This window comes from Prevotella sp. ICM33, assembly GCF_000517825.1.
GTDB classification, from domain to species: domain Bacteria; phylum Bacteroidota; class Bacteroidia; order Bacteroidales; family Bacteroidaceae; genus Prevotella; species Prevotella melaninogenica.
This window is the reverse complement of record NZ_JACD01000082.1, coordinates 43,527-69,134: the sequence shown is the minus strand read 5'-3', so window position 1 is coordinate 69,134 and position 25,608 is coordinate 43,527. Positions and strand designations below refer to the sequence as shown.

Genomic DNA, 25,608 nt, shown 5'->3' with positions numbered 1-25,608 from the left:
AATTGGCTTGCAAAAGGTGCCCTTTTGAGGTCTAACTAACGCCCTTTTGAAGTCCTATTAAGCACCTTTTACTTTACTAATTTATAACTAATTGATTTTCTGTTGATTATAGAGCTACTTTTTATATGTGTTTTTGCCATTAATTATAGATGTTTTACTTGAAATTATGTAATGATTTTTCAAATTCTTGTCTATAAATTTTTGAAGTCTTAAATGAAATTGTTTTCAATGAAAGTGGATGATAAAAGGATAGATAGTTGACTGTCTCATCCATATTTTTGTTTAATGAGTTACTTCGTTTCTTACATTAAAGCAATATGAAAAGCGTTCACACATTTAACGGAAGAACCAGATTTTTTGTCTTTATTCTTTGTCGTTTAATTAATGTATTCTATAATTGTAAACTCTGAATTTGTCTTAATCATATTTACGTTTTTTGAATTATATTGCTGATTTTCAGTCTTTTTTCGTACCTTTGCAGTCCATTCCCTTTCTGAAAAGGGGGAGAAACTGCATGATTTGATGATAAAAGATGAGGAGAATCATACAATTTATAAAGGAGTGGACACTGCCAGTGTCAATAGCTATAGGTAGTTTATTATACCTTGTTTTTGCCTTTATACCAGCCTTGGATGGCGCAGCAAACTTTTTTGCTCCTATCCTTGACGCAGCTCTTCCATTGTTTATGTTCCTCGTCTTATACGTTACCTTTTGCAAGGTAGACTTCCGTAAGCTAATTCCAGTAGGGTGGCATCTTTGGATAGCAGTCTCTCAAGTGCTGATGGTTGCGGTTGTTATTGGGGCAATCTTGTTCTTCCATGTCACAGGTAAGTCGCTCATATTACTTGAAGCTCTACTCACTTGTATCATTTGTCCTTGTGCCTCAGCAGCCGCAGTGGTTACACAGAAGTTAGGTGGAAACCTTGAGGAAATGACAACTTATACCTTCCTTTCCAACTTTCTCTGTGCCTTGTTGATACCAGTCTGCTTTCCCTTGCTTGATGCTGAAGCAGATATAACTTTCTGGAGTGCTTTTGTGGCAATTCTTTATAAGGTGTGTCTGGTATTGGTAGTACCGATGATTTTGGCCTATATAACGAAACATTGGCACACTTTATGTAGGTTCTATCAATGGGTAATCAGTGTGAACAACCTTAGTTATTATCTTTGGGGATGTTCATTATTCATCGTTTCAGGCACAACAGTAAAGAACATTGTCCATGCTGAGGTAGCTGTTAGCTTCCTTTTGTTGATAGCAGTGTTGGCATTAATACTTTGCTTGATACAATTTGCCATAGGCAGATATATTGGTCATTTCTTCCGCAGTACGATTAATGCGGGACAGGCTTTAGGGCAGAAGAACACTGCTTTTGCTATCTGGATAGCCTACACTTATCTGAATCCATTGTCAACTGTGGGTCCAGGCTGCTACATCTTGTGGCAGAACATTATTAACAGCGTAGAGATATGGCGGTATGACCACGCCATTAAACGCAAAAATAAATAATTGTGAGAACAATAAAGTATTTTATAGTATTACTATTTCTTTTCCTCTTGTCACCTGCTGTTTCAGCGCAGGATGCTAATGGAATAAACGAACATGATGTCGAACCGGCTAAATCAGTTGAACCAGATGTAATGCCAGTAGCTGCTAAATCTCAAACAGCTTTAGCCTCGGTAGAAGAGATGGCAATGGAACCATTGCCCACATCGACAACCCGAGTGTCACAGGTGGCAGAAAGTCGTGACCAAGTAGTACTTCTCATTGGTGACTCTATGGCTGATGGTCTTGGCTCTCGATTTAATGATTATGCCGTAAAGAACGGTTTTAAGTTTCATTCAATCGTATGGTATGGTAGCACAACACGCGACTGGGCGATTGCTGCCGACCTTCAATATCAGATTGAAAGAGTACGCCCTACTTATATAATTATTAGCTTAGGTACCAATGACTTAGGTTATAAGGATTATAGTAGACGTGAAACAGCAATTCAAACGATTCTGAGTCGTGTTGGTAATATTCCATATGTATGGGTTGGTCCTCTCCCTTGGAAGAAGATAAAAGATAGAACAATTGTTGATGTGATACGTGAATGTACGGGTGAAGGTCGATTCTTTGACAGTAGTTCTGTCATTGCTTCTCGAGCGGATGGTATTCATCCAACACGTCAAGGTGCTGCCCTTTGGGTGGATAAGATTGTAGAGTGGATGGGCGAACCAGAGCTGAATGCAAATCCTATAGATATGGAAAAGCCCGATTTTGCTACTCGTTTCAAACATGACGAGAAGCATGGTATGGGTTATCACGGTCGTCGATAGATTTGAAATATTATTACAATCTTAATGGCTTTTATACCATGTTTCTCTTCAAAACACTACTGTTTTGGATGCATTTGTAAGCTTCAGATAAACAGGTAGTTAAAAAGCTGTAAGGTAATAGGTGCTTAATAGCATTGCAAAAGGGCGTTAGTTACATCCCAACTAACGCCCTTTTGCACGTCAATTAAGCCTTAATTCGAATGCAATTAAGCCTTAGTTATTTTCTAATACTATGATTTTATTTTACAATCTGATTGATGTTAAGCTGCTATTATGGGACAATGGTACTATAGAGCTTGTCTTTTGGGGATATTCTATAGCTATGGTTTCTTTGCACAAAGTAGCTGTTTAGGTGTCTAACTCTTATTAATAATGTATATACCCCCTGCTGCTAATGCACCAGCTATCATATATTTGATATAGAATGTTTCGTCAAGGCATAGGCAAGAGGTAACTGCACCGACAACTGGAATCAATGAATTGTAGATAGCTACCTTACCAACAGGATTGCAAGTGAGTAGTTTGTTATAGAGCGTGAAACCTAATGTACTAATAGCGATGAGTAAGAGTAGGTAGGTAATACCTAAAAGGGTAATCTGTGGAAGTTCACCACCCATCATTAGTCCAGGGATAATCAATAATGCACCACCTATTGCTAAGCTGTAGCCTGTACCAACAAATACATCTACACGTTTGCCTAATCCACGCGTAAGCAGTGATGCTGATGCACCACAAAGAGCATTGAGAATAATCATTCCGTCACCTAACCATGTGAACTTTCCACTCTCAGCTCCACCCAAGTTCAGTGATAGAATACCAGCAAAACCAACAATACATCCTATAATCTTCTTGACTGTCATGCGGTCGCTCTTGAAGAAGATACAAGCAAAGATAACGACAGAAAAGACGCTAAGCGAGTTGAGAATGGCTGCTCGTGAACCTTCACTATGTGATAATCCAAAGTAGAAGAAGGCGTAATGTAAGGTGGTATTCATCATACAGAATAGAAGGATATACCACCAATCTATAGGCTTTCTCACTTTGAAATCACGCTTCTTAGTACCTGCAATCGCCAATATAATCAGTCCCGAAAGACAGAAACGAATACCAGCAAAAAGCATTTTTGAGCCGGTCATATCTGCTGAGATGGCAAACTCTGAGAAGCCTAATTTAATCAAAGGATAAGCCCAGCCCCATGCAATGGCAGCTGTGAGGGCAAAGATAGTCACCCATAGAGGTTGTTGAAATATACTTTTTGTTTGTGTCATTAGTTGTTTGTTGTAATTTAAATTAATATTAAACTATTGAAAGTCAGTCATTATTATGAATCCTCTCTTTTCTTACTTTAATATGTATAAACTTGCTTTCATAAATTATTTTCATGGAAATAAGTTTTTATTTACGTGATAAAAAACATTTATTTCCATGAAAATAAACTCCTCTTTTCACGTAAATAATTCACGAGAAGATATTATCAACGACCTGCATTCATTGTGCAAAGGTACGTTCTTTCCTCGACATATGTCGTCTTTTAGCCACTTTTTTATCCTCGCTTAATTAGGTTATTTGTTCTTAATTGTTTATCTTTGCGAATAATTTATGCTTTATTAAAACAGATGAAGAAGTTAATATATTCCTTTTTACTGGCTTTATTCGTAGCTAATGTTCATGCACAGTCTTTAACTGATACATTACGCCATGAAGCGTTATTAGAAACAGACAGTGGAAACATTCGTATTCAACTTTACAATGAGACACCACGTCATCGTGATAACTTCTTAAAGTTGGTGCGAAGTGGTGCCTATAATGGGGTGTTGTTCCACCGTGTTGTTAAAGATTTTATGATTCAAACAGGTGATATGGGCTCAAAGAAAGCAAAGCCAGGACAGGCTTTAGGTGACACGCCAGAGACCTACTCGCTCCCTGCAGAGATAGATTATCCGAAGCTTTTGCACCGTCGTGGAGCTGTTGCTGCAGCTCGTGAGGGCGATGATGTCAACCCTAAACGAGAGTCGTCTGCCTCACAATTCTATATTGTATGGGGTATAAAGTTCTCTGATGGACAGCTTGATTGGGCGCAGAAACGCCTTAATGAACATACAGACAGTACGGTGCAGATGACACCTGAGGTGCGTCAAATGTATAAAGAAGTGGGTGGTTCGCCTCATTTGGACGGACAGTATACAGTCTTTGGACAGGTGTTAGATGGATTAGATGTTGTTGAACGTATTCAACGCCAGCCTGTTGACGCCAACGACCGTCCATTAGTTGATGTCCGTATCCGTAAAGCAACCATATTGAAATAGGGTTGTCTTTATTATCTCAAACAGTAAATACAAAGTAAAGTTACTATAAATTTATGTCAATCAACAGAAAAGCAACAGCCTGTCTGTTTGCGCTTATGCTCGGAAGTGGAGTAGGTGTAGCAGGTAACAGGTTTGTCTATCGTGCTGTAAAAGATACGATTACACAGTGCAAAGACACTACAAAACAGAGTGTTCAGAAAGGTAAAGCACCTGAAAAGGCACAAGAAAAGCCTTCTGCTTATGAACAACTTGTAAAGAAAAAAGGAAGTGTACAGCAGGGACTCTTTACCGTAAGACATATTGATGACCAATGGTATTTTGAGGTTCCAGACTCAGTTATCGGTCGATACTTGCTCGCTGTGACTCGTTTTACAGCTGTTCCACAGAACTTTGGTAAGTTTGCAGGAGAGGCAGTGAACCAACAGACGGTTTATTTTGAGCAACGTGATGATAAGACAATGTTGCTTCGTGCCTACGTTCTTTCGCAGGAAGCTGATCCAAAGAGCAGTATTTCGCGTACGTTGAAAGCCTCAACAGCTGATCCTATCGTAGCTTCGTTCAAGGTGATTGGGCGTAACAAGGATACTAAGGCACAGCTGATTGATGTCACACCATTGTTTGTTAAAGACAATGCAGTGCTGAGTGTATCGTCAGATAACTCTAAGCAATTGAAGTTAGGAGGACTGATGTCTGACCGTACTTTCATAGATACGATGAAGGTTTATCCAATTAATGTTGAGATTGCTACGACACGTACTTATTCAAGTGCACCTTCTGCGGTACCAGCTTCTTATACAGGTGCGATGACAATCGGACTGAATACCAGTGTTGTTCTTCTTCCAAAGGTACCTATGCGTAAGCGAGTATGGGACAATCGTATAGGTTATTTTACGAATAGATATACTATCTTCAGCGACGATCAGACAAAGACAGACCGCGAGCAGTTTATCTCTCGATTCCGTTTAGAGCCTAAAGATAAGAAGGCATATGCAAAGGGTAAGCTTTCAGAGCCTATCAAACCTATTGTATTCTATATTGATCCAGCCACACCAAAGAAGTGGGTTCCATACTTGATGAAGGGTATTGAGGATTGGAATGTTGCTTTTGAGGCTGCTGGTTTTAAGAATGCTATACAGGCAAAAGAGTGGCCTAATGACCCAACGATGAGTGTTGATGATGCTCGTTTCAATGTTCTTCGTTATCTTCCAGCTGAGATTGAAAACGCATATGGTCCTCGTATCGTTGATCCACGTAGTGGAGAGATTATCGAAAGTCATATTTGTTGGTATCATAATGTGATGAACCTCTTGACAAAGTGGTACTTCACTCAGTGTGCTCCATTAGATAAGCGTGCACAGACGGCACACATGGACGACAAACTTATGGGTGAATTGATTCGCTTTGTATCAAGTCATGAGGTGGGACATACACTCGGATTGCGTCATAATATGGGTGCAAGCCATGCTACTCCTGTAGAGAAACTACGCGATAAGAAGTGGGTAGAGGAACATGGTCACACTGCCAGCATTATGGACTACGCTCGTTTCAATTACGTAGCACAGCCAGAAGACAACGTTTCAGAGCGCGGACTCTTCCCACGTGTGAACGATTACGACAAGTGGGCAATCCGTTGGGGCTATCAGTATCGTCCAGAGTTCAAAGATGAGATGGACGAGAAGGAGAAGTTGATGACTGAGACAACAGCCATTCTTGCTAAGAATCCGCGTCTTTGGTTTGGTGGTGAGGGTAAGAATGAAGACCCACGTGCACAGACAGAAGACCTTGGAGATGACAATGTGAAGGCGAGTGATTATGGTATTAAGAACTTGAAACGTATTGTTGCGAAGCTTCCAGAGTGGACACGTCAGCCTAACGACCAGTACGAGGACCGCATGGAAATGTGGCGAAGTGTTGTTGGTCAGTATGGACGTTATACGAATCATGTACTGAAGAACATTGGTGGTCGTTACATTAACAATATGCCTGGGCAGAAACCTTATGAGGTTGCACCAGCTAAGAAGGGTAGAGATGCTGTTGACTATATCGGTCGTCAGGTGTTTGAAGCACCACTTTGGCTTTATCCTTCATCTATGACTGATATTGCAGGTACCGACCTTGTCGACGAAATCAGTACTTATCAGGATCGTATTCTGAAGGTGATGATGAACGGAACTATTATGGATAAGATTTATAAGGACCAGCGTGAGGCAGGTGCTTATCAGTTCAAAGACTATCTTAATGATTTGTTCCACAGTGTTTGGAAGCCACTCACTGGTCTTAATGATATGCAGGTACGCACACGTCGCTTACTCGAACGTAACTATGTAGACCAACTGAATAGCCTTTTAAATCCTGTTCAGAAAGACAAACCAACCGTTGCTGACCGTGCAAGTAATTCAGATATTATGCTCTATCTCATGCAGCATTTAGATACTGTTGAGCAGTTCTGTAAGGCGCAAGCAGCACAAAGTGAAGGCATTAACCTCCTTCATTACAACGATTTGTTACGTCAGATTAAGCTGATTCGTGAGCGTCGTGTGACAGTAAAGTAATTGTTTAAGTACATTCCGAACCATATACAAGAAGACTATTTGTATTTTATGGTTGTAATATTCGTCCATAGTAGAGTTTGAAGTTCTGCTATGGACGTTTTCTTTAACTGTAGTTTTGGACTTGCCACTATGGTATTTTGCGATGTATTTAGCAGTCAACACGAATGGTGTTAAGCCTCCGCACCATATGTGCGGAGCGTTAGCACCAATGTAAATAATGAAAGTTTTGGATGCTATTAATCATGAAATAAGATATAAAAAGGCATAGATGCACATTTTGTAAGGCTAAATTACATGATTATTCATAATTATTAGGTAAAGAATACCTAACTTAGAGTATTGCTTAATACTTGTATTTTCTATACCTTTGCAATGTGTTTTACAATTAAAGGTATTAATTTCAGGATTTTTAAATGAAAGTAATAAAGCTCATAGCTCTATTGTTTTTGTTGTCGATAGGGTAAATTTTAAGAGCTCAAGGAACATCAAAAGCAGCAGCAAGTCATATTGTCAACATTGTTGTTACCGATAAGAATACGAAAGAAAGTGTGATTATGGCTAACTGTTCGCTTGATCCATTAGGTTCTTTTAATGTAACGGATATAGACGGAAAAGCAGTATTCCAAAAGGTTCCAGCAGGCACGTTTACGCTGAAAGTTAGTTATGTGGGTTATGAAACCTATACAACAACGTTCAAAGTAGAGAAAGATTTAACAGTTACTGTTCAGCTTGTTCCAACCTCTTTGGCATTAAAGGAGGTTGTTGTGACGGCAAAGCAGAATGCATCGGGCGCTTCCACGTCTTCTATTATTGGGCGTCAGGCAATCGATCACTTACAGGCTTCGTCATTAGCTGATATCATGCAACTCATTCCAGGTAAAGAGATGGGCAATGTAGACATGACTCAGAAGTCTAATCTACAGCTCCGTACGCTACGTAACAATAATACAAGTGCCTTTGGTTCGAGCATTGTTGTTGATGGTGTTCCTATCTCTAATAATGGATTGTTGACACAAGGACAATTCTCATCTACGGCTTTTACTGGTACAGATTTGCGTCAGATAGCTGCCGATAACATTGATAATGTAGAGGTAATACGTGGTATTCCTTCTGCTGAGTATGGCGATTTGACAAGTGGTCTTGTGGTTGTTCATTCCAAGGTTGGTGTAACTCCATGGCAGATAAAGGCAAAGGTGAATCCAGCTATGACAAATGCTTCATTGACAAAGGGATTCTCTTTGAACAAAGCTGGTATCATGAATGTAAACTTAGACTATGCTAAGGCTTGGGGCGACCCACGTCAAAAGACACGCAGTTATGATCGTTATACTTTTAATCTTGGTTATAGTTATGACCTCAGTAAGCGTTGGCACACAGAGACAAAGCTACGCTTGTTATCTGCACAAGACTGGTCAGGTAATGATCCTGATGCTATTCAAGATGGAACAGAAACTAAGAATAAGACCGTAACGGTTGGTCTGACGCATAATGGTCGTATCTCTCTGGATAAGCTTTTCATGCGTTCGCTCAATTATACATTAGGTCTTAGCTATGGAGAGACAGACAATGTACAAACAGCATTTGTACCTGTTAGCACAGGTCTGCTTCCTATCTTGACATCTAAAGAAACCGGTTATTTCAACGTACCTTGGAAGACACAGTCTTATAAGGCTACTGGAAGAACAGAGAGCAGACCCGGTAATCTGTTTGCAAAGATTAATGACAGCTTCTATTTTAAGGCTGGTAAGACCCGCCAGAGTTTTAAGGTTGGTGCGGAATACCGTTATGATTGGAACAGTGGAAAGGGCTATTATAACGACAATGATTTGTTACCACTACAACCAAATAGCAATGGTCGTCCACGTGCTTTCAATGATGTGCCAGGCTTACATCAGATAGCTGCATACGCAGAGGATAACTTCTTGTGGAATATTAATAAGATTAACAGACTGCGTGCGAACCTTGGACTTCGCTTTACAGCCATGCAACCTTTCAGTAATGTTGCTACAACATCGCTTTCTCCACGTCTTAATCTTTCATTAAGCGTTACCCCTTGGCTTGATATTCGTGGTGGAATTGGTATGAATTCTAAGACTCCAGGCTTGGCATACCTCTATCCTGATACGAAATATGATGACCGTGTGGCTGCTAACTATTTCCCACAGTCTGACCCATCAGCACAGTTGTTGGTCTATCATACGCAGGCTTATAAGGTAGAGTACTCTAAGAACTTGAAGAATGCAACAACTACTAAGGTTGAGTTGGGCGTAGACTTTAAACTGAAAGGTGGTCGTCGTCTGAGTATTCTTGCCTATCGTGACCGTACACCGAATGGTTTTGAATCCTTAGGTGAGTTCTTTGTCTATCCTTATAGTATCTTTACGCAGGCGCAAGGACTGAATATAACACCGGGACAGGCTACAACAATTGATTATACAAACCCTTATCGTACCTTTAATGGCTATATGACAACGGGTGCAGTTGGTAATACAAACACCTCTATTAATAAAGGTTTAGAGTTTGATTTTGAACTTGGAGAGATTCGTCCTTTGCACACTTCTTTCTTCTTTAGTGGTGCTTATTCTGAGACAAAGACCTATTCAACAGGTCGCAATACAGAAGCTGTAAGGGCAGCATTATTGCCAACGTCTTATTCAAGTTATAGTGTTACACCATTTAGAGTAGTCTATCCTTCAGGACAAGATTACGAGAAGTATCGTCGTTTCCTCAATACATTGCGTGTCGTAACGAATATTCCAGCACTCAAGATGGTGGCTTCGTTCACAGCTCAGGCAATTTGGTATGACTGGCATACATCCTTTAAAGCAAATAAGAATCCAATAGGTTACTTTGGTGCAGACCTTATTGAGCATCCTATAACAGCGGACATGAGGTCAGGTTTCTTGGGTATGGATGGCCAGTATTATGCGTCACGTCCAACAGGAGTTGATGTTGTTGCCATTAATGACCTTACTCTTCGTGTCAGCGATAATAAGCCTTCAAAGTCGCCAATAGAATGGAATTTGCAAGGAAGACTTACTAAACAGCTTAGTAACTTTGGTGGTCTTTCTCTTTATGTGAACAATATGATTTATTATGAGCCATACCTAACAGGCAACAACTCACTAACGTTAAGCCAGCGCAACACGGGTAAGTTTAGTTTTGGTGTAGAGCTTTATGTTAATTTGTAACGATATGAAAGCAATAAAGTATTTATTTTCGATCCTCACAGTAGCGTTTGTTTTTAGTTCTTGTGTAGATTATTCAGATGCCTCAGAAGCTGTAACAGCTAAGGTACAACTCCAACTTCCCGATGAGTTGAATGGTCATATGACATTAGAAGGGCATACCGTTTCCCTCCAATTGAATGGTGTTACCTATTCTGCACAGACTGATGCTGCGGGAGTAGCAACCTTCTCTAATATTGTTCCTGATGTCTATAATATCTCTGCTTCATGGGATATAACGTCGTCAGAGTATAATAGGATTACAGGAAGTAGTCAGGTAATTAATGGTGCAACAGTATCAGGTAGTTTGAATTCACAACTTATTAATGGTTCAGAACCTTTACTCCTCACAACCACTCTCTCTGTAAAACGAGATATAGTCATCAGTAAGATATATGCTGCAGGCTCTAAAGACAATAATAATAAGCGATATGTAGCAGGTCAGTATATTGAACTTTACAATCAATCTAACGATTCTGTAGATGTTGCTGGCCTTTATATTGGTTTGCTTGAGACCGATGTCCCACAGGCTTATACCCTCGAAAACCTCAAGACAAACTATGCTGATTCAGTCGTATTGGTTAAGCAAGTGTTCCGTATACCAACTGATAAGAGTTATAAGGTAGCTCCAGGTGGAACTGTTCTCTTGGTGAATAGTGCTATTGATCATAGTCTTAACAGTCCGTTAGAGCATAGTCTTTTGAACGCAAACTTTGAAGCAAAGGACGTGAAAGGTAAGATGTTAAACAATCCAGAGGTACCTGCTTTGCAGAATGTCTTTAATATCTATTCGGGCATTTCATACATGAATATCCTCACAACAGGGCAAGGTGTGGTTATATTCCGCTCTTCTGCAGACATCAGTCAACTGAAACTTACTTATAAGTTTGGCAAGACAAGCGGTACACAGTATGGACTTCTACCAAAGCGTTATATTATTGATGGTGTTGATTTCCTTCGTCATAAGGCAACAGGAACAGACGTTGGTGAGAAGCGTCTTTACAATGACATTGATGCTGGTTATATAAGTATTAATGCAACGGCAGGTCTGTCGGGTGAGGTTATCTATCGTAAGATAGCTTCTACAGCAGCAGGCGGACATAGCATTCTCATGGATACAAACAATAGTACTAATGATTTTGAGGTGTCAACATCGGTTACTCCATAATATTAATTCCGTATGTCATCGTCAATCATTACTTATATTAACGATCAGTTTATGAATACTTCACATATAGTTTTAGGCTTATCTAAGCTTGCACAATCCTCACTGCAAAGAGGCTGGGGAAGGCTTTACTTATTGCTATTCACGCTCCCTACAATGGCACAGACGCCTTCTGACTCTCTTATGGTTGAGGCTGAATATCGCTTTGCAAGTCTTACACAACTCTGGCATAACACAAACAACGCTTCAGGACTATCTCTTGATGATTCCTCAAACAGAGGATTTGCATCCGTAGGATTCAGTCATCGTGGTGGTGACTATCATCGTGTGCAGGAAGGAGGAGCAATGAATAATCTTCAGTTCTTTACGGAACGTTATCAGAAAATAGGTAAATACCTGTACAGCTATGGTAAGGTAGATTTTAATCTTGGTCGTACAAAGGATCGTGCTTTTGCTGACCAGTATCGCCCTTACAATGCTAATCCCTATCAATCAGGTAGTGCTATTGCTGGAAGTTATGATCATCAGAACCTCGATATGACGGCTGCAGTGGGTACGACAGACTTCTCTGGTTGGCGTTTTGGTCTACAACTAAACTATCAGTTGGGTGACCTTTCTCGTCTTCGCGACCCACGTTCACGTTCGCAACTGCTTGATTATCGACTGACACCAGCTGTCTCTTACACGATGGGAAACCATACACTCGGCTTGTCGGGTTACTATGATCGTCGTAAAGAGAAGATGGGTCCGTTGGTAACAGTGCAGAGTGATGCTACGTTGACCTATTACCTTCTCTCTGGTATGGAGAATGCAACTGGTACAATCGGTGGATATTCAAGTTTTAATCGTGAATGGGTGAATCACCAATTAGGGACAGAATTTGATTATGGATACCGTTCAGCACGCTTTCATACATTGAACAGTTTTGGTATAAGTCGTGGTGAAGAGTATGCTTATGGTACTTATAAATATGAGCCGGGCAGATACTTTACTTATCGATACAATGCTCAATCACAAAATCGTTTGTACACGGGTACAATCTTACATCAAGCTGATCTCCGTCTGGATTGGCAACAAAGCTATGCAGATGAGTATCGTCAGCAGTTGATCATCAAGAATGATCCACAGATTGGAACGACTTCTTATACCTATGAGAAGCAATTAGAGTTCCGCAAACGCTATCAGGTTCGTACGTTCGACTTCGCTTTCCGCTATCGTGCTAACTTCATTAACACTACTTCAATAGCAGGAAGTCGATACTTGACATCTTCTATTAAAGGCTATACAGGCTTTTTAATTGATACACATAAGGCAAGCAATCGTCATCTTTTGCCGCTATCATCGTCTGATTACAGCCGTGTGAACTTTCAATTAGAGAATGGTATCTCGCTGTTTAAGCAACGTCTTACGGCAGATGTAACTCTCGGTTATAGTCTTTCTACACGTGCTGACCTTAAATTAGCAGATAATACTTCCATTCTCGCAGAGCGTGTCTTACTGAAAGACTTACCTTATTATGATGCTAATCTCCTTCATGGAAGTTTACAGGTGATGTATCAGTTCCCACTGACTATAAAGAAATCGCGTGCTATGTGGTTTGTGAAAGCCTTTGGAGACTTTACTTCCGCCAATACTACTGGACATCCAAACCTTTACAATGTTGGTTTTAGTGTAGGTTTGTTTAACTGATATTATAATCTGGGGAAGCACACTTCCTGATTCAAATGATACATTATAACAAGAGGGTGTGTCAAAATGCAAATTAATAACTTGACAACTTTCAATCTATAAGTAGGATTCTACTAAAGGCAAAGAAAAGACCATTTCTTTACTCAAAATCGAGTATAGAAATGGTCATTTTTTATTGCATTATTTCAAACTGTAAGATAATTAAAATGATATTTGCATTTTGACACACCCTCTTGTTTTTTTGAGACTGACTTATAATGCCTAAACAATATTTGAATCATAAGATGCTATCATCTTGACAAGCTATTGTAAGGTAATAAGCCGTTAGCGCCATTGGTGTTAAGCCTCCGCACTATATGTGCGGGGCGTTAGCACGATGATAAAAGAAGAGTTGATAGTCTTTATTTCTTATGCTTACAAGGGCATATAGACTCGTCTTTGCTAAGTTTTTCGTAGTGCTCCTTACGTTTAGGATTCATAGGGAACCATCCTTTTAAGACACGCTTCTCCTGCGAGATGAGCTCACCAATTCCCCAAAGGAATGAAGCTCCAAGGACACCGAGTAGAGCAGACCAAAAGATACTTTGTACAAACAAGGCTGCTACACAGCAAGCAATACCCGCTATGAGCCATAGCCACCATGGTTTTGTACCGAAATAATACTCTGTTTTTATAACGAGTGGATGACAAAGTCCAATGATTAAAAACGTACATACTGCGAGGAGTATACCTTCAAAATTTAAATCCATTTATGTAAAGTTACAAGATTAAATATAATTCTTATGTTGAGAAATATGCTATAGAACGTATTATTCTTAGCAAAATCTCGGTTTATATAGCTGCAAAAATACAAAAAAAACTCTATTTGCAAGTGTCTTTCTCAGAATTATTGATTACATTTGCAAATACAAGTTGTAAATAAGAAAATACTTAAATTATGAGCAATAACCAAACACTCATCGCACAATGCGAAGAGAAAGCAAGACAGTGGCTGTCTCCTGCTTTTGATGAAGAAACTCGTTCTGCCGTTGAGGCTATGATTAACAATGACGATAAGGCTGACCTTATTGAGTCTTTTTATAAAGATTTAGAGTTTGGTACTGGTGGACTTCGTGGTATTATGGGCGCAGGCTCTAATCGTATGAATATCTATACCGTCGGTATGGCAACTCAAGGCTTTGCTAATTATCTGAAGATTAACTTCAAGGATAAGGAGCAGATTAGTGTAGTTGTTTGCCACGACTGTCGTAATAATTCTCGTCTCTTTGCTGAAACCGTTGCTAATATCTTCTCTGCTAATGGCATAAAGGTTTATCTTTTCGACGATCTTCGTCCTACTCCAGAGTGTTCTTTTGCTATTCGCCATTTGAAGGCACAGGCAGGTGTGAATATTACTGCAAGTCATAACCCACGTGAGTACAATGGTTATAAGGCTTATTGGGATGATGGTGCACAGGTACTTGCACCACATGACAAGGGTATTATCGACGAAGTAAACAAGGTTAAGGTTGAGGATGTTAAGTTCGAAGGCAATAAGGCGTTGATTCAGATTATCGGCGAGGATGTTGATAAGGTTTATCTGGAGCAGGTAAAGACTATCAGCATTGACCCACAGGTAATCAAGAATCAGCATGATCTTAAGATTGTCTATACTCCTCTGCATGGTGCTGGTCGTGTAATGATTCCACGTGCATTGGCTTCTTGGGGCTTTGACAATGTTCATTGTGTGAAGGAGCAGATGGTTAAAGATGGTAACTTCCCAACTGTTGACCGTCCAAACCCAGAGATAGCAGAGGCTTTGACACTTGGCTTGCGTGATGCAAAGGCTCTCGATGCTGATATTTTGATGGCTTCTGACCCAGATGCTGACCGTGTAGGTATGGCTTGTAAGAACAGCGATGGTGAGTGGGTACTGATTAATGGTAACCAAACCTGTCTTATTTTCTTGTGGTATATCATTACAAATCGTCAGGCTGTGGGCAAGATGAAGCCAACAGACTTTATCGTAAAGACTATTGTTACAACAGAGGTTATCCGTAAGATTGCAGAGAAACAGCACGTTGAGATGCGTGATTGCTACACTGGTTTCAAGTGGATTGCACGTGAGATTGCACTCTCTGAGGGTAAGCAGCAGTATATCGGTGGTGGTGAGGAAAGCTACGGTTTCCTTGCAGAAGACTTCGTACGCGATAAGGATGCTGTAAGTGCTTGTGCTTTGTTGGCTGAGATTTGTGCATACGCAAAGGATCATGGTAAGACTTTGTATGACATTCTTATGGATATCTATATGGAGTATGGTTACAGTCATGAGTACACAATCAATGTTGAGCGTCCTGGTAAGAGCGGTGCTGACGAGATTCAGCAGATGATGAAGAACTTCCGTTCTAATCCTCCTAAGGAGCTTGGCGGTAGTGTAATTGATGTTTATAAGGACTTCCAGAGTCTTGAGATTACAAAGGCTGACGGTTCTAAGGAGAAGATGGATATGCCTGATACAAGCAATGTTCTCCAGTGGTTCTGCACAGATGGTACTAAAGTTAGTGTACGTCCATCAGGTACTGAGCCAAAGATTAAGTTCTATCTTGAGATAAAGGATACAATGAACTCTGCTTCTGACTTCCCTGCTTGCGAGCAGCGTGCAGCTGTAAAGATTGAGGCTATCAAGAAGAGCTTGGGGTTGTAATTGTCTATTTTTAGCCTTCGATAATATTTGTGAAGGCTTGATATTATAATTAAAGCAGGAGTTTCTATAAAGTTTTATTTGTGGAAATTCCTGTTTTTATTGTTCTATGCCCTTCTTATATTTAAATCTTTGGGTAGCTTTCAGTCTCTTTTAGTGGGCTACGTTGTTTGATATTTTAAGTTGTTAGGTTATCGTTAAGGGTTAAAAATATCATTACAAAAAAGTTAGCCATTCTACATATTTTTTCCTAATAAAGAGCCTTTTTAACCGTGTTTGTAACTTTCAGTTAATCAGTGTGTTGTAAGATAGCATAAGAAAAGGTGCTTAGTTAGACGCTAACTAAGCACCTTTAAGGCTTCAATTAAGCATCTTTTGAACGTCAATTAAGGCTTAATTGGAATGCAACTAAGCATCAATTCATTCTTTAAAGATGACTTTTATATTACAAATTTGGTAAGGATAGGAGGTGATTATTCCTTCCCTTGGATTTTATTCAGCCGATACAATATCAAACTTTAGTTTCTCACTATCTTTTTCTTTAGAAACTTTGATAGTGTCACCAGCCTTGATTTCGCCAGAGAGAATCAGTTCGCTCAGTCCGTCCTCGATATGATTTTGGATAGCACGCTTCAATGGACGCGCACCAAATTGCACATCATATCCCTTGCTTGCAACAAACTCCTTAGCTTCATCTGTTATCTCCATTTCGTAGCCCAATTCGTGCACACGCTTGAACAAACCCTTGAGTTCGATGTTGATAATCTTCTTGATAGCTTCGAGGTCGAGTTGGTCGAAGGTAATAATCTCGTCCAAACGATTGAGAAACTCTGGTGCGAACTGCTTGCTAAGACTTTTCTGAATGATAGCACGTGCACGCTCCTTGTCGCCTTCACTCTGTGAAAGGCCATTCAAGTTAGCAGCCTTAAAGCCGACACCTTGCCCGAATTCCTTCAGCTGACGTGTACCCGCATTTGATGTCATAATAATCACCGTATTGCGGAAGTCTATCAATCGACCATTGCCATCTGTCAATCGACCTTCATCGAGTACCTGCAAAAGCATGTTGAATACGTTACCATGTGCCTTCTCTATCTCATCAAGTAAGACAATAGAGTAGGGATGGCGGCGCACTTTCTCAGTCAACTGTCCACCTTCATCATAGCCAACATAACCCGGAGGCGCACCAACAAGGCGTGAGGTGTTGAAGCTTTCTGTATATTCGCTCATATCAATGCGTATCAAAGCATTGGCAGAACCAAACATCATCTCAGCAAGTCTCTTGGCAAGATAAGTCTTACCCACACCCGTAGGACCTAAGAACATAAACGCACCGATAGGGTGGTTAGGGTCTTTCAAACCAACGCGGTTACGCTGAATAGCCTTTACCATCTTGTCGATAGCTGCGTCCTGTGCGATAACAACCTGCTTGAGTTCAGCATCCATATTCTTCAATCGGATACCTTCTGCCTCCTGCATGCGCTGTACTGGTACGCCTGTCATCATAGAGACAACATCAGCAATGGCTTCTTCATTGATTTCAACCTTATCTTCGGTATCACCTTTCTGCCATTTCTCCTGCTCCTCTTTGAGTGTCTTTTCTAATTCAGTCTGCTTATCACGGAAACTTGCAGCCAACTCAAAGTTCTGATTCTTTACTGCAGCTTGCTTCTTCTCTTGCGCTATTTCAATGTCTTTCTGAATATCGAGAATAGCCTGTGGCACCTTTACATGTTGCAGGTGGATACGTGAACCTGCTTCGTCGATGATGTCTATTGCCTTATCAGGAAAGAATCTATCAGTGATATATCTGTCAGCATACTTCACACAAGCCTTCAGCGCATCCTCTGTATAACTTACATGATGATGTGCTTCGTAGCGATCTTTGATATTCTCAAGAATCTGTAATGTCTCTTCAATTGTTGTTGGCTCAACCTGTACCTTTTGGAAACGACGTTCTAAGGCACCGTCTTTCTCGATAGACTTGCGATATTCGTCAAGTGTTGTTGCACCAATACACTGTATAGTACCTCTTGCCAAGGCTGGTTTGAGGATATTAGCAGCATCCATTGAACCTGGTGAAGAACCTGCTCCGATGAGTGTGTGAATCTCGTCAATAAAGACGATAATGTCTGGATTCTGTTCGATTTCCTTAATCAATGCACGGATACGCTCCTCAAATTGACCACGATACTTTGTTCCAGCCACGACAGCTGTCAAGTCAAGTGTGATGACACGTTTGTTAAAGAGAATTGGAGAGGTGAGATGCTTCACAATAAGTTGTGCCAAGCCCTCAACAATAGCACTCTTACCAACACCTGGTTCACCAATGAGAATAGGATTATTCTTCTTTCTTCTACCAAGAATCTCACTGACACGCATAATCTCTTTCTCTCTGCCTACAACTGGGTCGAGTTTTCCCTCGGTAGCAGCTTGAGTAAGATCAGTACCGAAACTATCGAGTACTGGTGTCTTTGATTTTGTACGTGGAGCCTGTGTTGTCTTGGCATTATTGCTGCCTTCAGATGATGAAGATGACATCATATCATCATCCATTTCTTCCTCGTCAGCCATTCCTATACCATTCTTTGGTTGGTTTGCGCGTTGTTGTAACATCGATATAGCGTTGTTATAATTGAATCCATTCTCTTCCATTACCTTCTTAGCACCATTATTAGAAGAATCATGCAATATTGCAAGGAAGAGATGAAGGATATCCACAGTCTGTGCATGTTGTATACGTGCCTCAAGTACAGCTAATTTCAATATGTTATTTGCCTGCTCGTTCAAAAGCATATCAGGCACTGAAGCGCTTGGGGCAATTGTTTCCTCCTGAAGTATTCTTTCTATTTCTTTCTTTATATTATCTATATCAACCTTCCATTGGTTGAATAGTTCCCATACTGGTCCTGACTTCTCTCTCAGAATGGCGAGCATGATATGCTCAGGAGCAACCGACGCACTTGTCAGTCGTTCTGCTTCCTCTCTGCTGAATGAAAGTATTTCAGAAACCTTTGGGGAGAATTGATTCATCATATCCTAACCTTTCTTTTCTTTACTTGTATCTGTGAACAATATGTCCTGTATTAGTAGGACTATATAAACAAAAGGTGTGCCAAAAACAAAGAATCGGACATACATGGGTGTTGTAAGTCCGATTCTACATTTTATATTCTATTACAGTGCCTCGTCGTCAGGCTTCTGAAGTTTTGCTTTGGGTTGTCGACCCAAGTGCTTTTTCTTGCGAAGCCAAGCCGCCTTGCGCTGCTCATATTCCTCACGATGACGTTCCAAGAAGTTATCTGCCATTGAACTTACCGTATATTATCGAAATCTGAATATTCTTTCCAGTCGATGTGTTACCCAATAACTTTGTGCTTGAGAGGCCCATGTCGTGGGAAACCTTAGTAATGATCGTTTTCTGAGTGCTACCTGAACCTTGTGTTACAGTCTGTAATTCAACTGGTACGATTACAACCTTACCCCATGCAGGCATTGATGTATTGCGTGAGAAGAGGTTGATAATTCCCGAGATATTGTTGAACACATAGCTGTTCGTTGTCTTGTTGTAACTTGCCAAGAACGAAGTCTTGTTGTCAGGTAGACGGTTGTTCGCAAAGAACGACTGTAGACTATCTGCAGCTACCATAACGACATTCTGTGGTATTCCAAACTGATAATCGGATGTTGTACTATTGTTTTCTCGGTAGAGTACAACCTTAGCCGAGTTGATAGAATCGTTTGTATGTCCTGCCATAATGTCAGATACAGGGAGCGTTAACTTTGTGAACAAGCCTGCTGGAGTCTTAAGATAAGTATGACCAGACTCACTTGCTAACTGCTGTAACTTTGTGTTGTCGTTAGAGAAGTTTGTCAACTGAAGGACCTCTTCAGTACTTACAAAGTTGGTTGATATCTCTGATACCTTACCATTCTGCTTGTTCTTGAAGTAGATATTCAACTGTGCAATCTGTATATGTGCCATTGAACCAGAGCCACCATCAACCTTGAAGTAGAATCCAGGACATATCTCATGCAAGAAACGATAAGGATTACGGAATGCAGCAGGGTTCTGCTGATACTTGCGAAGCAGGTAAGTTCCGTAGTTGTTATATGTAACACCACTCTTATCCTTATATTGTTTGTTTAGGCGAACAATGATGTTACGGTTATAATTTCTTCCATTTCGGATGCTATCAGATTCCGTGTAGTCTGTTAGAGTGAATGAACGTTTCTCAGCTATGCCACCCTGTGTGGCTGGACGAATATAGCCTTGTGCTTCTGGATCGAAGTTAGAGTAGTAGGTTACTCCTTCCTCAACAGGCTTTGAAAGTTCGTATGCTGTCAGCTTCATTTGGCTCAGAGAATCGCCGTAGTAGGTGCTATAATACAGTCTTATATCGCATGAATCAGCAATAATCTCATTGTTTGCATCGCGACTCATGATAGAGTCCTTTGCTGGCAACTCAAAATTACTAAGCACATGAAACTGAGACATCAGATTACCTGTAACAGTTGTATTTGTCTCAGGGTCAACCATTCTGCCCAAATATCCGGTTGATGAACGTGCTATAACACTGCCAGCGACCATTGTTTCAGAAGCTACGCTGAAGGTGTCTGCCTTTATAGAAAGTTTGTCGCCATTGTCGATAAGTGAGCCTCCAAGGGTATCTGTAGTATCATCACATGATACCATTCCGATACAAGCTGCAAGTATACAAGCTGCAATGAATTTCCTTCTCATTTAGAATGTCTTAATTGTATGAATCTAAGTGTATCAGAACAATTTATTATAAAATTCTGAATACTTCTCCTTTAGTTCAGCATCATCGATTGCATGTTCCAAAAGCTGCTTATCGTGAGTCTTAGCATAGTTGATAAGATCAGCGTGAGCTTTGTCACTGGTACCAATGACACCATCAGAATAGTCGATAGCCAGTTTACCTAACTCCATGAAATCGAAGTCATCACCATAGTTCTTCAAATACTTAGCCTTTGCCTCACGGAACTCAAGACAATGCTTAAAGTTAGTACCCAAGCTGTCTTGTGGCTGTTCTGCAAAGAGTGAAGTCACAACTTTTGAATTGGCAAACTGTGGCTCATCTTTGTAAGCAGTCTTTACATAGAATGGGATAACAGAAGACATCCAACCCTGACAATGAATCACATCAGGAGCCCATCTTAGCTTCTTTACTGTCTCCAATACGCCTCTTGCAAAGAAGATAGCACGCTCGCCGTTGTCAGGATAGTCGTTACCCAATTCGTCCTTTGTCATGGCAGGACGTTTTTGGAAATAATCTTCATTATCAATGAAATAAACCTGTATACGTGTCTGCGGAATACTTGCCACCTTGATAATCAATGGATGGTCTGTATCGTCTATAATCAAGTTCATACCTGAAAGGCGAATAACCTCGTGTAACTGCCCTCTACGTTCGTTTATATTTCCCCATCTTGGCATGAATGTACGGATCTCAAATCCAGCTTCTTGCATGATGTGTGGCATTTCTGAGCCATAGAAAGACATCTCTGTCTCAGGCACATATGGCATGATTTCTTGATTAACAAATAATACTTTTTTTCCCATTCTTTATGTTAGAATTTTTGTTTCTGCAATTACTGCAAGCAAACGCATAGAATGTTAGACTTTTCTGGGCGCAGCTTATCTTCTGCAAAGGTACGAAAAAAAAATGAGACAACTCCCGCTTTCGGCTGAAAACAAATAAAAAGTAGGGCATGTTGAGATTATTTAATTAAAATCTCGTCTATTTAATTATTTTGTTGTTACTTTGCATCGATTTTAATTTTAGAGACTGATGAAAGTTATCCAAAAGATTGTTGAACTTCAGAACGAACTTTTCTCTTGTCGCAAGGAAAACAAAACTATTGGATTAGTTCCTACGATGGGTGCGTTGCATGATGGTCATGCGTCACTTGTGAAACAAAGCGTCAAGGAGAATGATATAACAGTTGTTTCTGTTTTTCTTAATCCTACCCAGTTTAATGATAAGGGAGATTTAGAACGTTATCCTCGTACATTAGAGGCTGATTGTAAGCTTATTGAAGCTTGTGGAGCAGACTATGTCTTTGCGCCATCTGTTGAAGAAGTCTACCCCAAACCAGATAATCGTCAATACGAGTTTTCACCACAATCAACAGTGATGGAGGGTGCAAAGCGCCCTGGTCATTTCAATGGTGTTTGCCAAGTTGTCAGCAGATTATTTTATATTGTTCATCCGAATAGAGCCTATTTCGGTGAGAAAGATTGGCAGCAGATAGCTGTTATCAAACGTCTTGTTGACTTCATTGGCATGAAGGATGAAATAACGATAGTAGAGTGTCCAATTATACGTGATGCAGACGGTCTGGCTATGAGTTCACGCAACATGTTATTGACAGCCGATGAGCGTGCTGTAGCACCGAAAATATATGAGGCGTTAAGTCAAAGTGTAGCGTTCTCTAAGACCCATACAGTTGCAGAAATACGTGAGAAAGTTATTGCTGATATCAATGCAGTAGATGGACTTGAGGTAGAATATTTTGAGATTGTAGATGGCAACACGCTTCTTGAAGTAAATACATGGGAAGCGTATGTCGTAGGTTGTATTACTGTTTATTGTGGCCATACGCCTATCCGACTTATTGACCACATAAAATACAGAGGATAATAAGAAAAGATGCAGATAGAAGTATTAAAAAGTAAGTTGCACTGTGCTACTGTCACAGAGGCAAATCTTCATTATATGGGTAGTATTACTATTGATGAAGACTTGTTGGATGCTGCTAATATGATAGCAGGTGAGAAGGTTCAAATTGTGAATAACAACAATGGTGAACGCTTTGAAACTTATATTATTAAGGGAGAAAGAGGCTCTGGCTGTATTTGTTTAAATGGTGCAGCAGCTCGCAAGGTTGTAGTAGGGGATGAGGTAATTATAATCTCTTATGCATTGATGGATTTTGAAGAGGCAAAAATCTTCAAGCCTTCAATTGTTTTTCCTAAGGAAGGCAACATGTTATAAGCAGATAAAAAAGGGTATCAGTTAGAGGATAAACCCTTTGACTTTGTAAGTGTAGGACGTAGCGTCCTTACTGTTATAAGCACACAATCACATTTCTTCTTTCAAAGTAAGGTAAGGAAGTTATTTATTAATAAGGTGTAACTTAATAATAGATAATCCTCTTTCCTGCTTGGAGAAAGAAATGTGATTGTGTGTTTTTTTATTTCCTATATTTTGATGTACTATTATCAAAAAAGCGAGGGTATGCCGTAATGACACACCCTCTTAAGAAAATGATAATAGCATCAGTGACGAATGTCAACTGATAGCAGAATTATTCAATAACAACCAATGGGTCATCCTCAAGCACAGCCTGACCGACCTTTACAGCAATAGCAGTTACCTTGCCATCCTTCTCAGCTTCGATGTTGTTCTGCATCTTCATAGCCTCGAGGACAACAACAGTATCGCCAGCCTTTACCTCCTGACCAACAGTCACCTCAACAGATGTGATGGTTCCAGGAAGTGGAGCCTTAACAGCTGCAGAACTGTTGATAGCAACAGCAGGAGTAGCCTCCTCACTTGCCTCAGCAGCAGCTGGCTTACCAAGCTCAACCTTCTTCTTCTCTGGCTCAGCAGGCTGTTCCATCTGTACTGCATACTGCTCTCCGTTGACAGATACTTCTGCAACATTCTCGGCATTAATCTCACCAATCTCGACTTTATATTCCTTGCCGTCGATAGTATATTTGAATTCTTTCATTGTTGTCTATTATGGTTTCTTTGTCATTATCTCGAACTTAGCATCCCACATTGTTTGCTTTGGCAGAATAGTGATAAAGCCTGGTTCGTTATCGTGAACATTGTTTCCGGCAAACTCATAGAGTGCCATTGCAATAGCTGCATATACGTTCTTATCCATAGTCGCGTGCCTCCTTATTACATTGGCATACAGCCATGTTTCTTAGCTGGTAAGTCTTGCTTCTTATGAGCCAACTGAGCCAAGCCACGGCAGATACGGAAACGAGTGTTGCGTGGTTCGATAACATCATCGATGTAGCCGAACTGAGCAGCCTGATATGGATTAGCAAACTTCTCTGAGTACTCCTCTTCCTTTTCTGCGAGGAACTGCTTAACATCGCCACCCTGCTCCTTAACTTCCTTAGCTTCTCTACCACAGAGAACGGCAACAGCACCAGATGCACCCATAACGGCAATCTCTGCGCTTGGCCATGCAAAGTTGAGATCAGAACGGAGCTGCTTACAACCCATAACGATGTGTGAACCACCATAGCTCTTACGCAATGTGATAGTAATCTTTGGAACTGTAGCCTCACCGTAAGCATAGAGCAACTGTGCACCGTGAAGAATTACAGCGTTATACTCCTGACCAGTACCTGGGAGGAAACCTGGTACGTCAACAAGTGAAACGATTGGAATATTGAAAGCATCGCAGAAACGAACGAAGCGCGCACCCTTACGGCTTGCGTTAGTGTCTAATACTCCTGCGTAGGCTGATGGCTGGTTAGCTACGATACCAACACTCTGACCATTGAAACGAGCGAAACCAGTGATGATGTTCTTAGCAAACTTTGGCTGAACCTCGAAGAATTCTCCGTTGTCAGTTACAGCCTGAATTACCTTGTACATATCGTATGCCTGGTTTGGATCGTCTGGGATAATCTCGTTCAAGAGGTCTTCCTTACGGTCGATAGGGTCAGTGCACTCTACACGTGGTGCTTCCTCGCGGTTGTTTGAAGGAATGTAAGAAAGGAGCTTCTTGATAAGGTCCATTGCCTCTTCCTCAGTCTTAGCTGTGAAGCTTGTTACACCACTCTTTGAAGCGTGAACGCTTGCACCACCAAGGTGCTCTGCGTCGATATCTTCACCAGTTACGGTCTTTACAACCTTAGGACCAGTTAGGAACATGTAACTTGTTTGCTCCTTCATGATGATGAAGTCTGTCAATGCTGGAGAGTAAACTGCACCACCGGCACATGGACCAAGGATGCTCGAGATCTGTGGGATAACACCAGAAGCGAGGATATTACGCTCGAAGATTTCGCCGTAACCTGCCAAAGCAGAGATACCCTCTTGGATACGTGCGCCACCAGAGTCGTTCATACAGATGACTGGTGCACCGTTGGTCATAGCCATATCCATTACCTTGCAGATCTTCTGAGCCATTGTTTCAGAAAGCGAACCACCATTTACGGTGAAGTCCTGTGCATAGAGGTAGACGAGACGACCGTCGATAGTTGCTGAACCAGCAACAACACCATCACCGAGGTACTGCTTCTTCTCCATACCGAAGTTATGACAACGATGGAGTTTGAACATATCGTATTCCTCAAAGCTGCCTTTGTCAACCAGCATTTCAATACGCTCACGTGCAGTATACTTTCCGCGCTCATGCTGCTTGTCGATGGCCTTCTGGCCACCACCTAAGCGTGCTAACTCGCGCTTCTCCACGAGTGCCTTGATCTTTTCTGTTTGCTTACTCATAATTTGAATTTATTTTCTTATTTATAGCTTCTTAATAAATTATTTTTTAATCATCTGTTTCTTCCTGCCAATTTATTTTGTAGGAGCAAAAAGGCTCTTATTACAGAATCAAATGCAAAATTACTAAAAAAGGTGGAGATAGTTATCTTCACCTCTTTAAATAT

At 40.7% G+C, this 25,608-nt stretch carries 19 protein-coding genes; 10 read left to right on the top strand and 9 right to left on the bottom strand.

Annotated features, from left to right (window positions below):
• Positions 1-532 precede the first annotated feature (532 nt).
• Both HMPREF1505_RS10340 and HMPREF1505_RS10335 read left to right on the top strand, forming a co-directional pair.
• On the top strand, positions 533-1,507 hold the full coding sequence (locus tag HMPREF1505_RS10340; RefSeq protein WP_036925153.1) for a transporter: 975 nt from the start codon (positions 533-535) through the stop codon (positions 1,505-1,507).
• 2 nt (positions 1,508-1,509) lie between these two features.
• A complete protein-coding gene (locus tag HMPREF1505_RS10335; RefSeq protein WP_036925151.1) occupies positions 1,510-2,319 on the top strand; it encodes an SGNH/GDSL hydrolase family protein in 810 nt (269 codons plus the stop codon).
• A gap of 356 nt (positions 2,320-2,675) precedes the next feature.
• Here the strand turns inward: HMPREF1505_RS10335 and HMPREF1505_RS10330 are convergent, their stop codons facing one another.
• On the bottom strand, positions 2,676-3,587 hold the full coding sequence (locus tag HMPREF1505_RS10330) for a DMT family transporter (protein WP_036925150.1): 912 nt from the start codon (positions 3,585-3,587) through the stop codon (positions 2,676-2,678).
• A 348-nt stretch (positions 3,588-3,935) separates the two neighbouring features.
• On the opposite strand from HMPREF1505_RS10330, the gene HMPREF1505_RS10325 reads away from it, so the two are divergent.
• The 5 genes from HMPREF1505_RS10325 to HMPREF1505_RS10305 all read left to right on the top strand — a co-directional run bounded on the left by HMPREF1505_RS10325 (position 3,936) and on the right by HMPREF1505_RS10305 (position 13,258).
• Positions 3,936-4,625, top strand: coding sequence for a peptidylprolyl isomerase (locus HMPREF1505_RS10325; protein ID WP_036925149.1), 690 nt, complete (start codon positions 3,936-3,938; stop codon positions 4,623-4,625).
• Between the two features lie 53 nt (positions 4,626-4,678).
• The gene (locus tag HMPREF1505_RS10320) at positions 4,679-7,177 is read left to right on the top strand and encodes a zinc-dependent metalloprotease (RefSeq protein ID WP_036925148.1); all 2,499 of its coding nucleotides are present in this window, start codon (positions 4,679-4,681) and stop codon (positions 7,175-7,177) included.
• A 464-nt stretch (positions 7,178-7,641) separates the two neighbouring features.
• Positions 7,642-10,368, top strand: a complete 2,727-nt coding sequence (locus HMPREF1505_RS10315) for a TonB-dependent receptor domain-containing protein (RefSeq protein WP_369758975.1) — start codon at positions 7,642-7,644, stop codon at positions 10,366-10,368.
• Between the two features lie 4 nt (positions 10,369-10,372).
• The gene (locus tag HMPREF1505_RS10310) at positions 10,373-11,572 is read left to right on the top strand and encodes a DUF4876 domain-containing protein (protein ID WP_036925160.1); all 1,200 of its coding nucleotides are present in this window, start codon (positions 10,373-10,375) and stop codon (positions 11,570-11,572) included.
• Between the two features lie 51 nt (positions 11,573-11,623).
• Entirely contained in the window at positions 11,624-13,258 is a 1,635-nt protein-coding gene (locus HMPREF1505_RS10305; protein ID WP_036925157.1) for a DUF6850 family outer membrane beta-barrel protein, read from the top strand.
• Positions 13,259-13,659: 401 nt separating this feature from the next.
• Here the strand turns inward: HMPREF1505_RS10305 and HMPREF1505_RS10300 are convergent, their stop codons facing one another.
• Positions 13,660-14,007 carry a DUF4491 family protein gene (locus HMPREF1505_RS10300; protein WP_004359509.1) on the bottom strand — a complete coding sequence of 116 codons (348 nt, stop codon included), beginning with the start codon at positions 14,005-14,007 and terminating at the stop codon, positions 13,660-13,662.
• A gap of 188 nt (positions 14,008-14,195) precedes the next feature.
• On the opposite strand from HMPREF1505_RS10300, the gene HMPREF1505_RS10295 reads away from it, so the two are divergent.
• Positions 14,196-15,941: a phospho-sugar mutase gene (locus HMPREF1505_RS10295; RefSeq protein ID WP_036925145.1), complete on the top strand. Its 1,746-nt coding sequence runs from the start codon at positions 14,196-14,198 to the stop codon at positions 15,939-15,941.
• 489 nt (positions 15,942-16,430) lie between these two features.
• Here the strand turns inward: HMPREF1505_RS10295 and HMPREF1505_RS10290 are convergent, their stop codons facing one another.
• From HMPREF1505_RS10290 to HMPREF1505_RS10275, 4 genes are all read right to left on the bottom strand, one after another.
• Entirely contained in the window at positions 16,431-18,974 is a 2,544-nt protein-coding gene (locus HMPREF1505_RS10290; RefSeq protein ID WP_036925143.1) for an ATP-dependent Clp protease ATP-binding subunit, read from the bottom strand.
• A gap of 141 nt (positions 18,975-19,115) precedes the next feature.
• Positions 19,116-19,247 carry a hypothetical protein gene (locus tag HMPREF1505_RS10285; protein WP_004359506.1) on the bottom strand — a complete coding sequence of 44 codons (132 nt, stop codon included), beginning with the start codon at positions 19,245-19,247 and terminating at the stop codon, positions 19,116-19,118.
• The gene (locus HMPREF1505_RS10280; RefSeq protein WP_036925141.1) at positions 19,237-20,682 is read right to left on the bottom strand and encodes a DUF4270 domain-containing protein; all 1,446 of its coding nucleotides are present in this window, start codon (positions 20,680-20,682) and stop codon (positions 19,237-19,239) included. The genes HMPREF1505_RS10285 and HMPREF1505_RS10280 overlap by 11 nt, the downstream gene beginning before the upstream one ends.
• 33 nt (positions 20,683-20,715) lie before the next feature.
• The gene (locus tag HMPREF1505_RS10275; protein ID WP_004359504.1) at positions 20,716-21,525 is read right to left on the bottom strand and encodes a glycogen/starch synthase; all 810 of its coding nucleotides are present in this window, start codon (positions 21,523-21,525) and stop codon (positions 20,716-20,718) included.
• Positions 21,526-21,754: 229 nt separating this feature from the next.
• Between HMPREF1505_RS10275 and panC the strand changes: the two genes are divergently transcribed.
• Complete coding sequence (panC, locus tag HMPREF1505_RS10270; protein ID WP_036925138.1) at positions 21,755-22,606, top strand: pantoate--beta-alanine ligase; 852 nt, start codon at positions 21,755-21,757, stop codon at positions 22,604-22,606.
• A gap of 9 nt (positions 22,607-22,615) precedes the next feature.
• A complete protein-coding gene (panD, locus tag HMPREF1505_RS10265; RefSeq protein WP_036925137.1) occupies positions 22,616-22,960 on the top strand; it encodes an aspartate 1-decarboxylase in 345 nt (114 codons plus the stop codon).
• Between the two features lie 313 nt (positions 22,961-23,273).
• Here panD and HMPREF1505_RS10260 read toward each other — a convergent pair whose 3' ends face one another.
• From HMPREF1505_RS10260 to HMPREF1505_RS10255, 3 genes are read right to left on the bottom strand one after another with little or no spacing between them, the layout of a single operon-like run.
• Positions 23,274-23,702, bottom strand: a complete 429-nt coding sequence (locus HMPREF1505_RS10260) for a biotin/lipoyl-containing protein (RefSeq protein WP_013265101.1) — start codon at positions 23,700-23,702, stop codon at positions 23,274-23,276.
• Between the two features lie 9 nt (positions 23,703-23,711).
• Positions 23,712-23,861 carry a hypothetical protein gene (locus tag HMPREF1505_RS13360; protein ID WP_008822433.1) on the bottom strand — a complete coding sequence of 50 codons (150 nt, stop codon included), beginning with the start codon at positions 23,859-23,861 and terminating at the stop codon, positions 23,712-23,714.
• 17 nt (positions 23,862-23,878) lie between these two features.
• Complete coding sequence (locus HMPREF1505_RS10255) at positions 23,879-25,444, bottom strand: acyl-CoA carboxylase subunit beta (RefSeq protein ID WP_004359500.1); 1,566 nt, start codon at positions 25,442-25,444, stop codon at positions 23,879-23,881.
• Between the last annotated feature and the right edge of the window lie 164 nt (positions 25,445-25,608).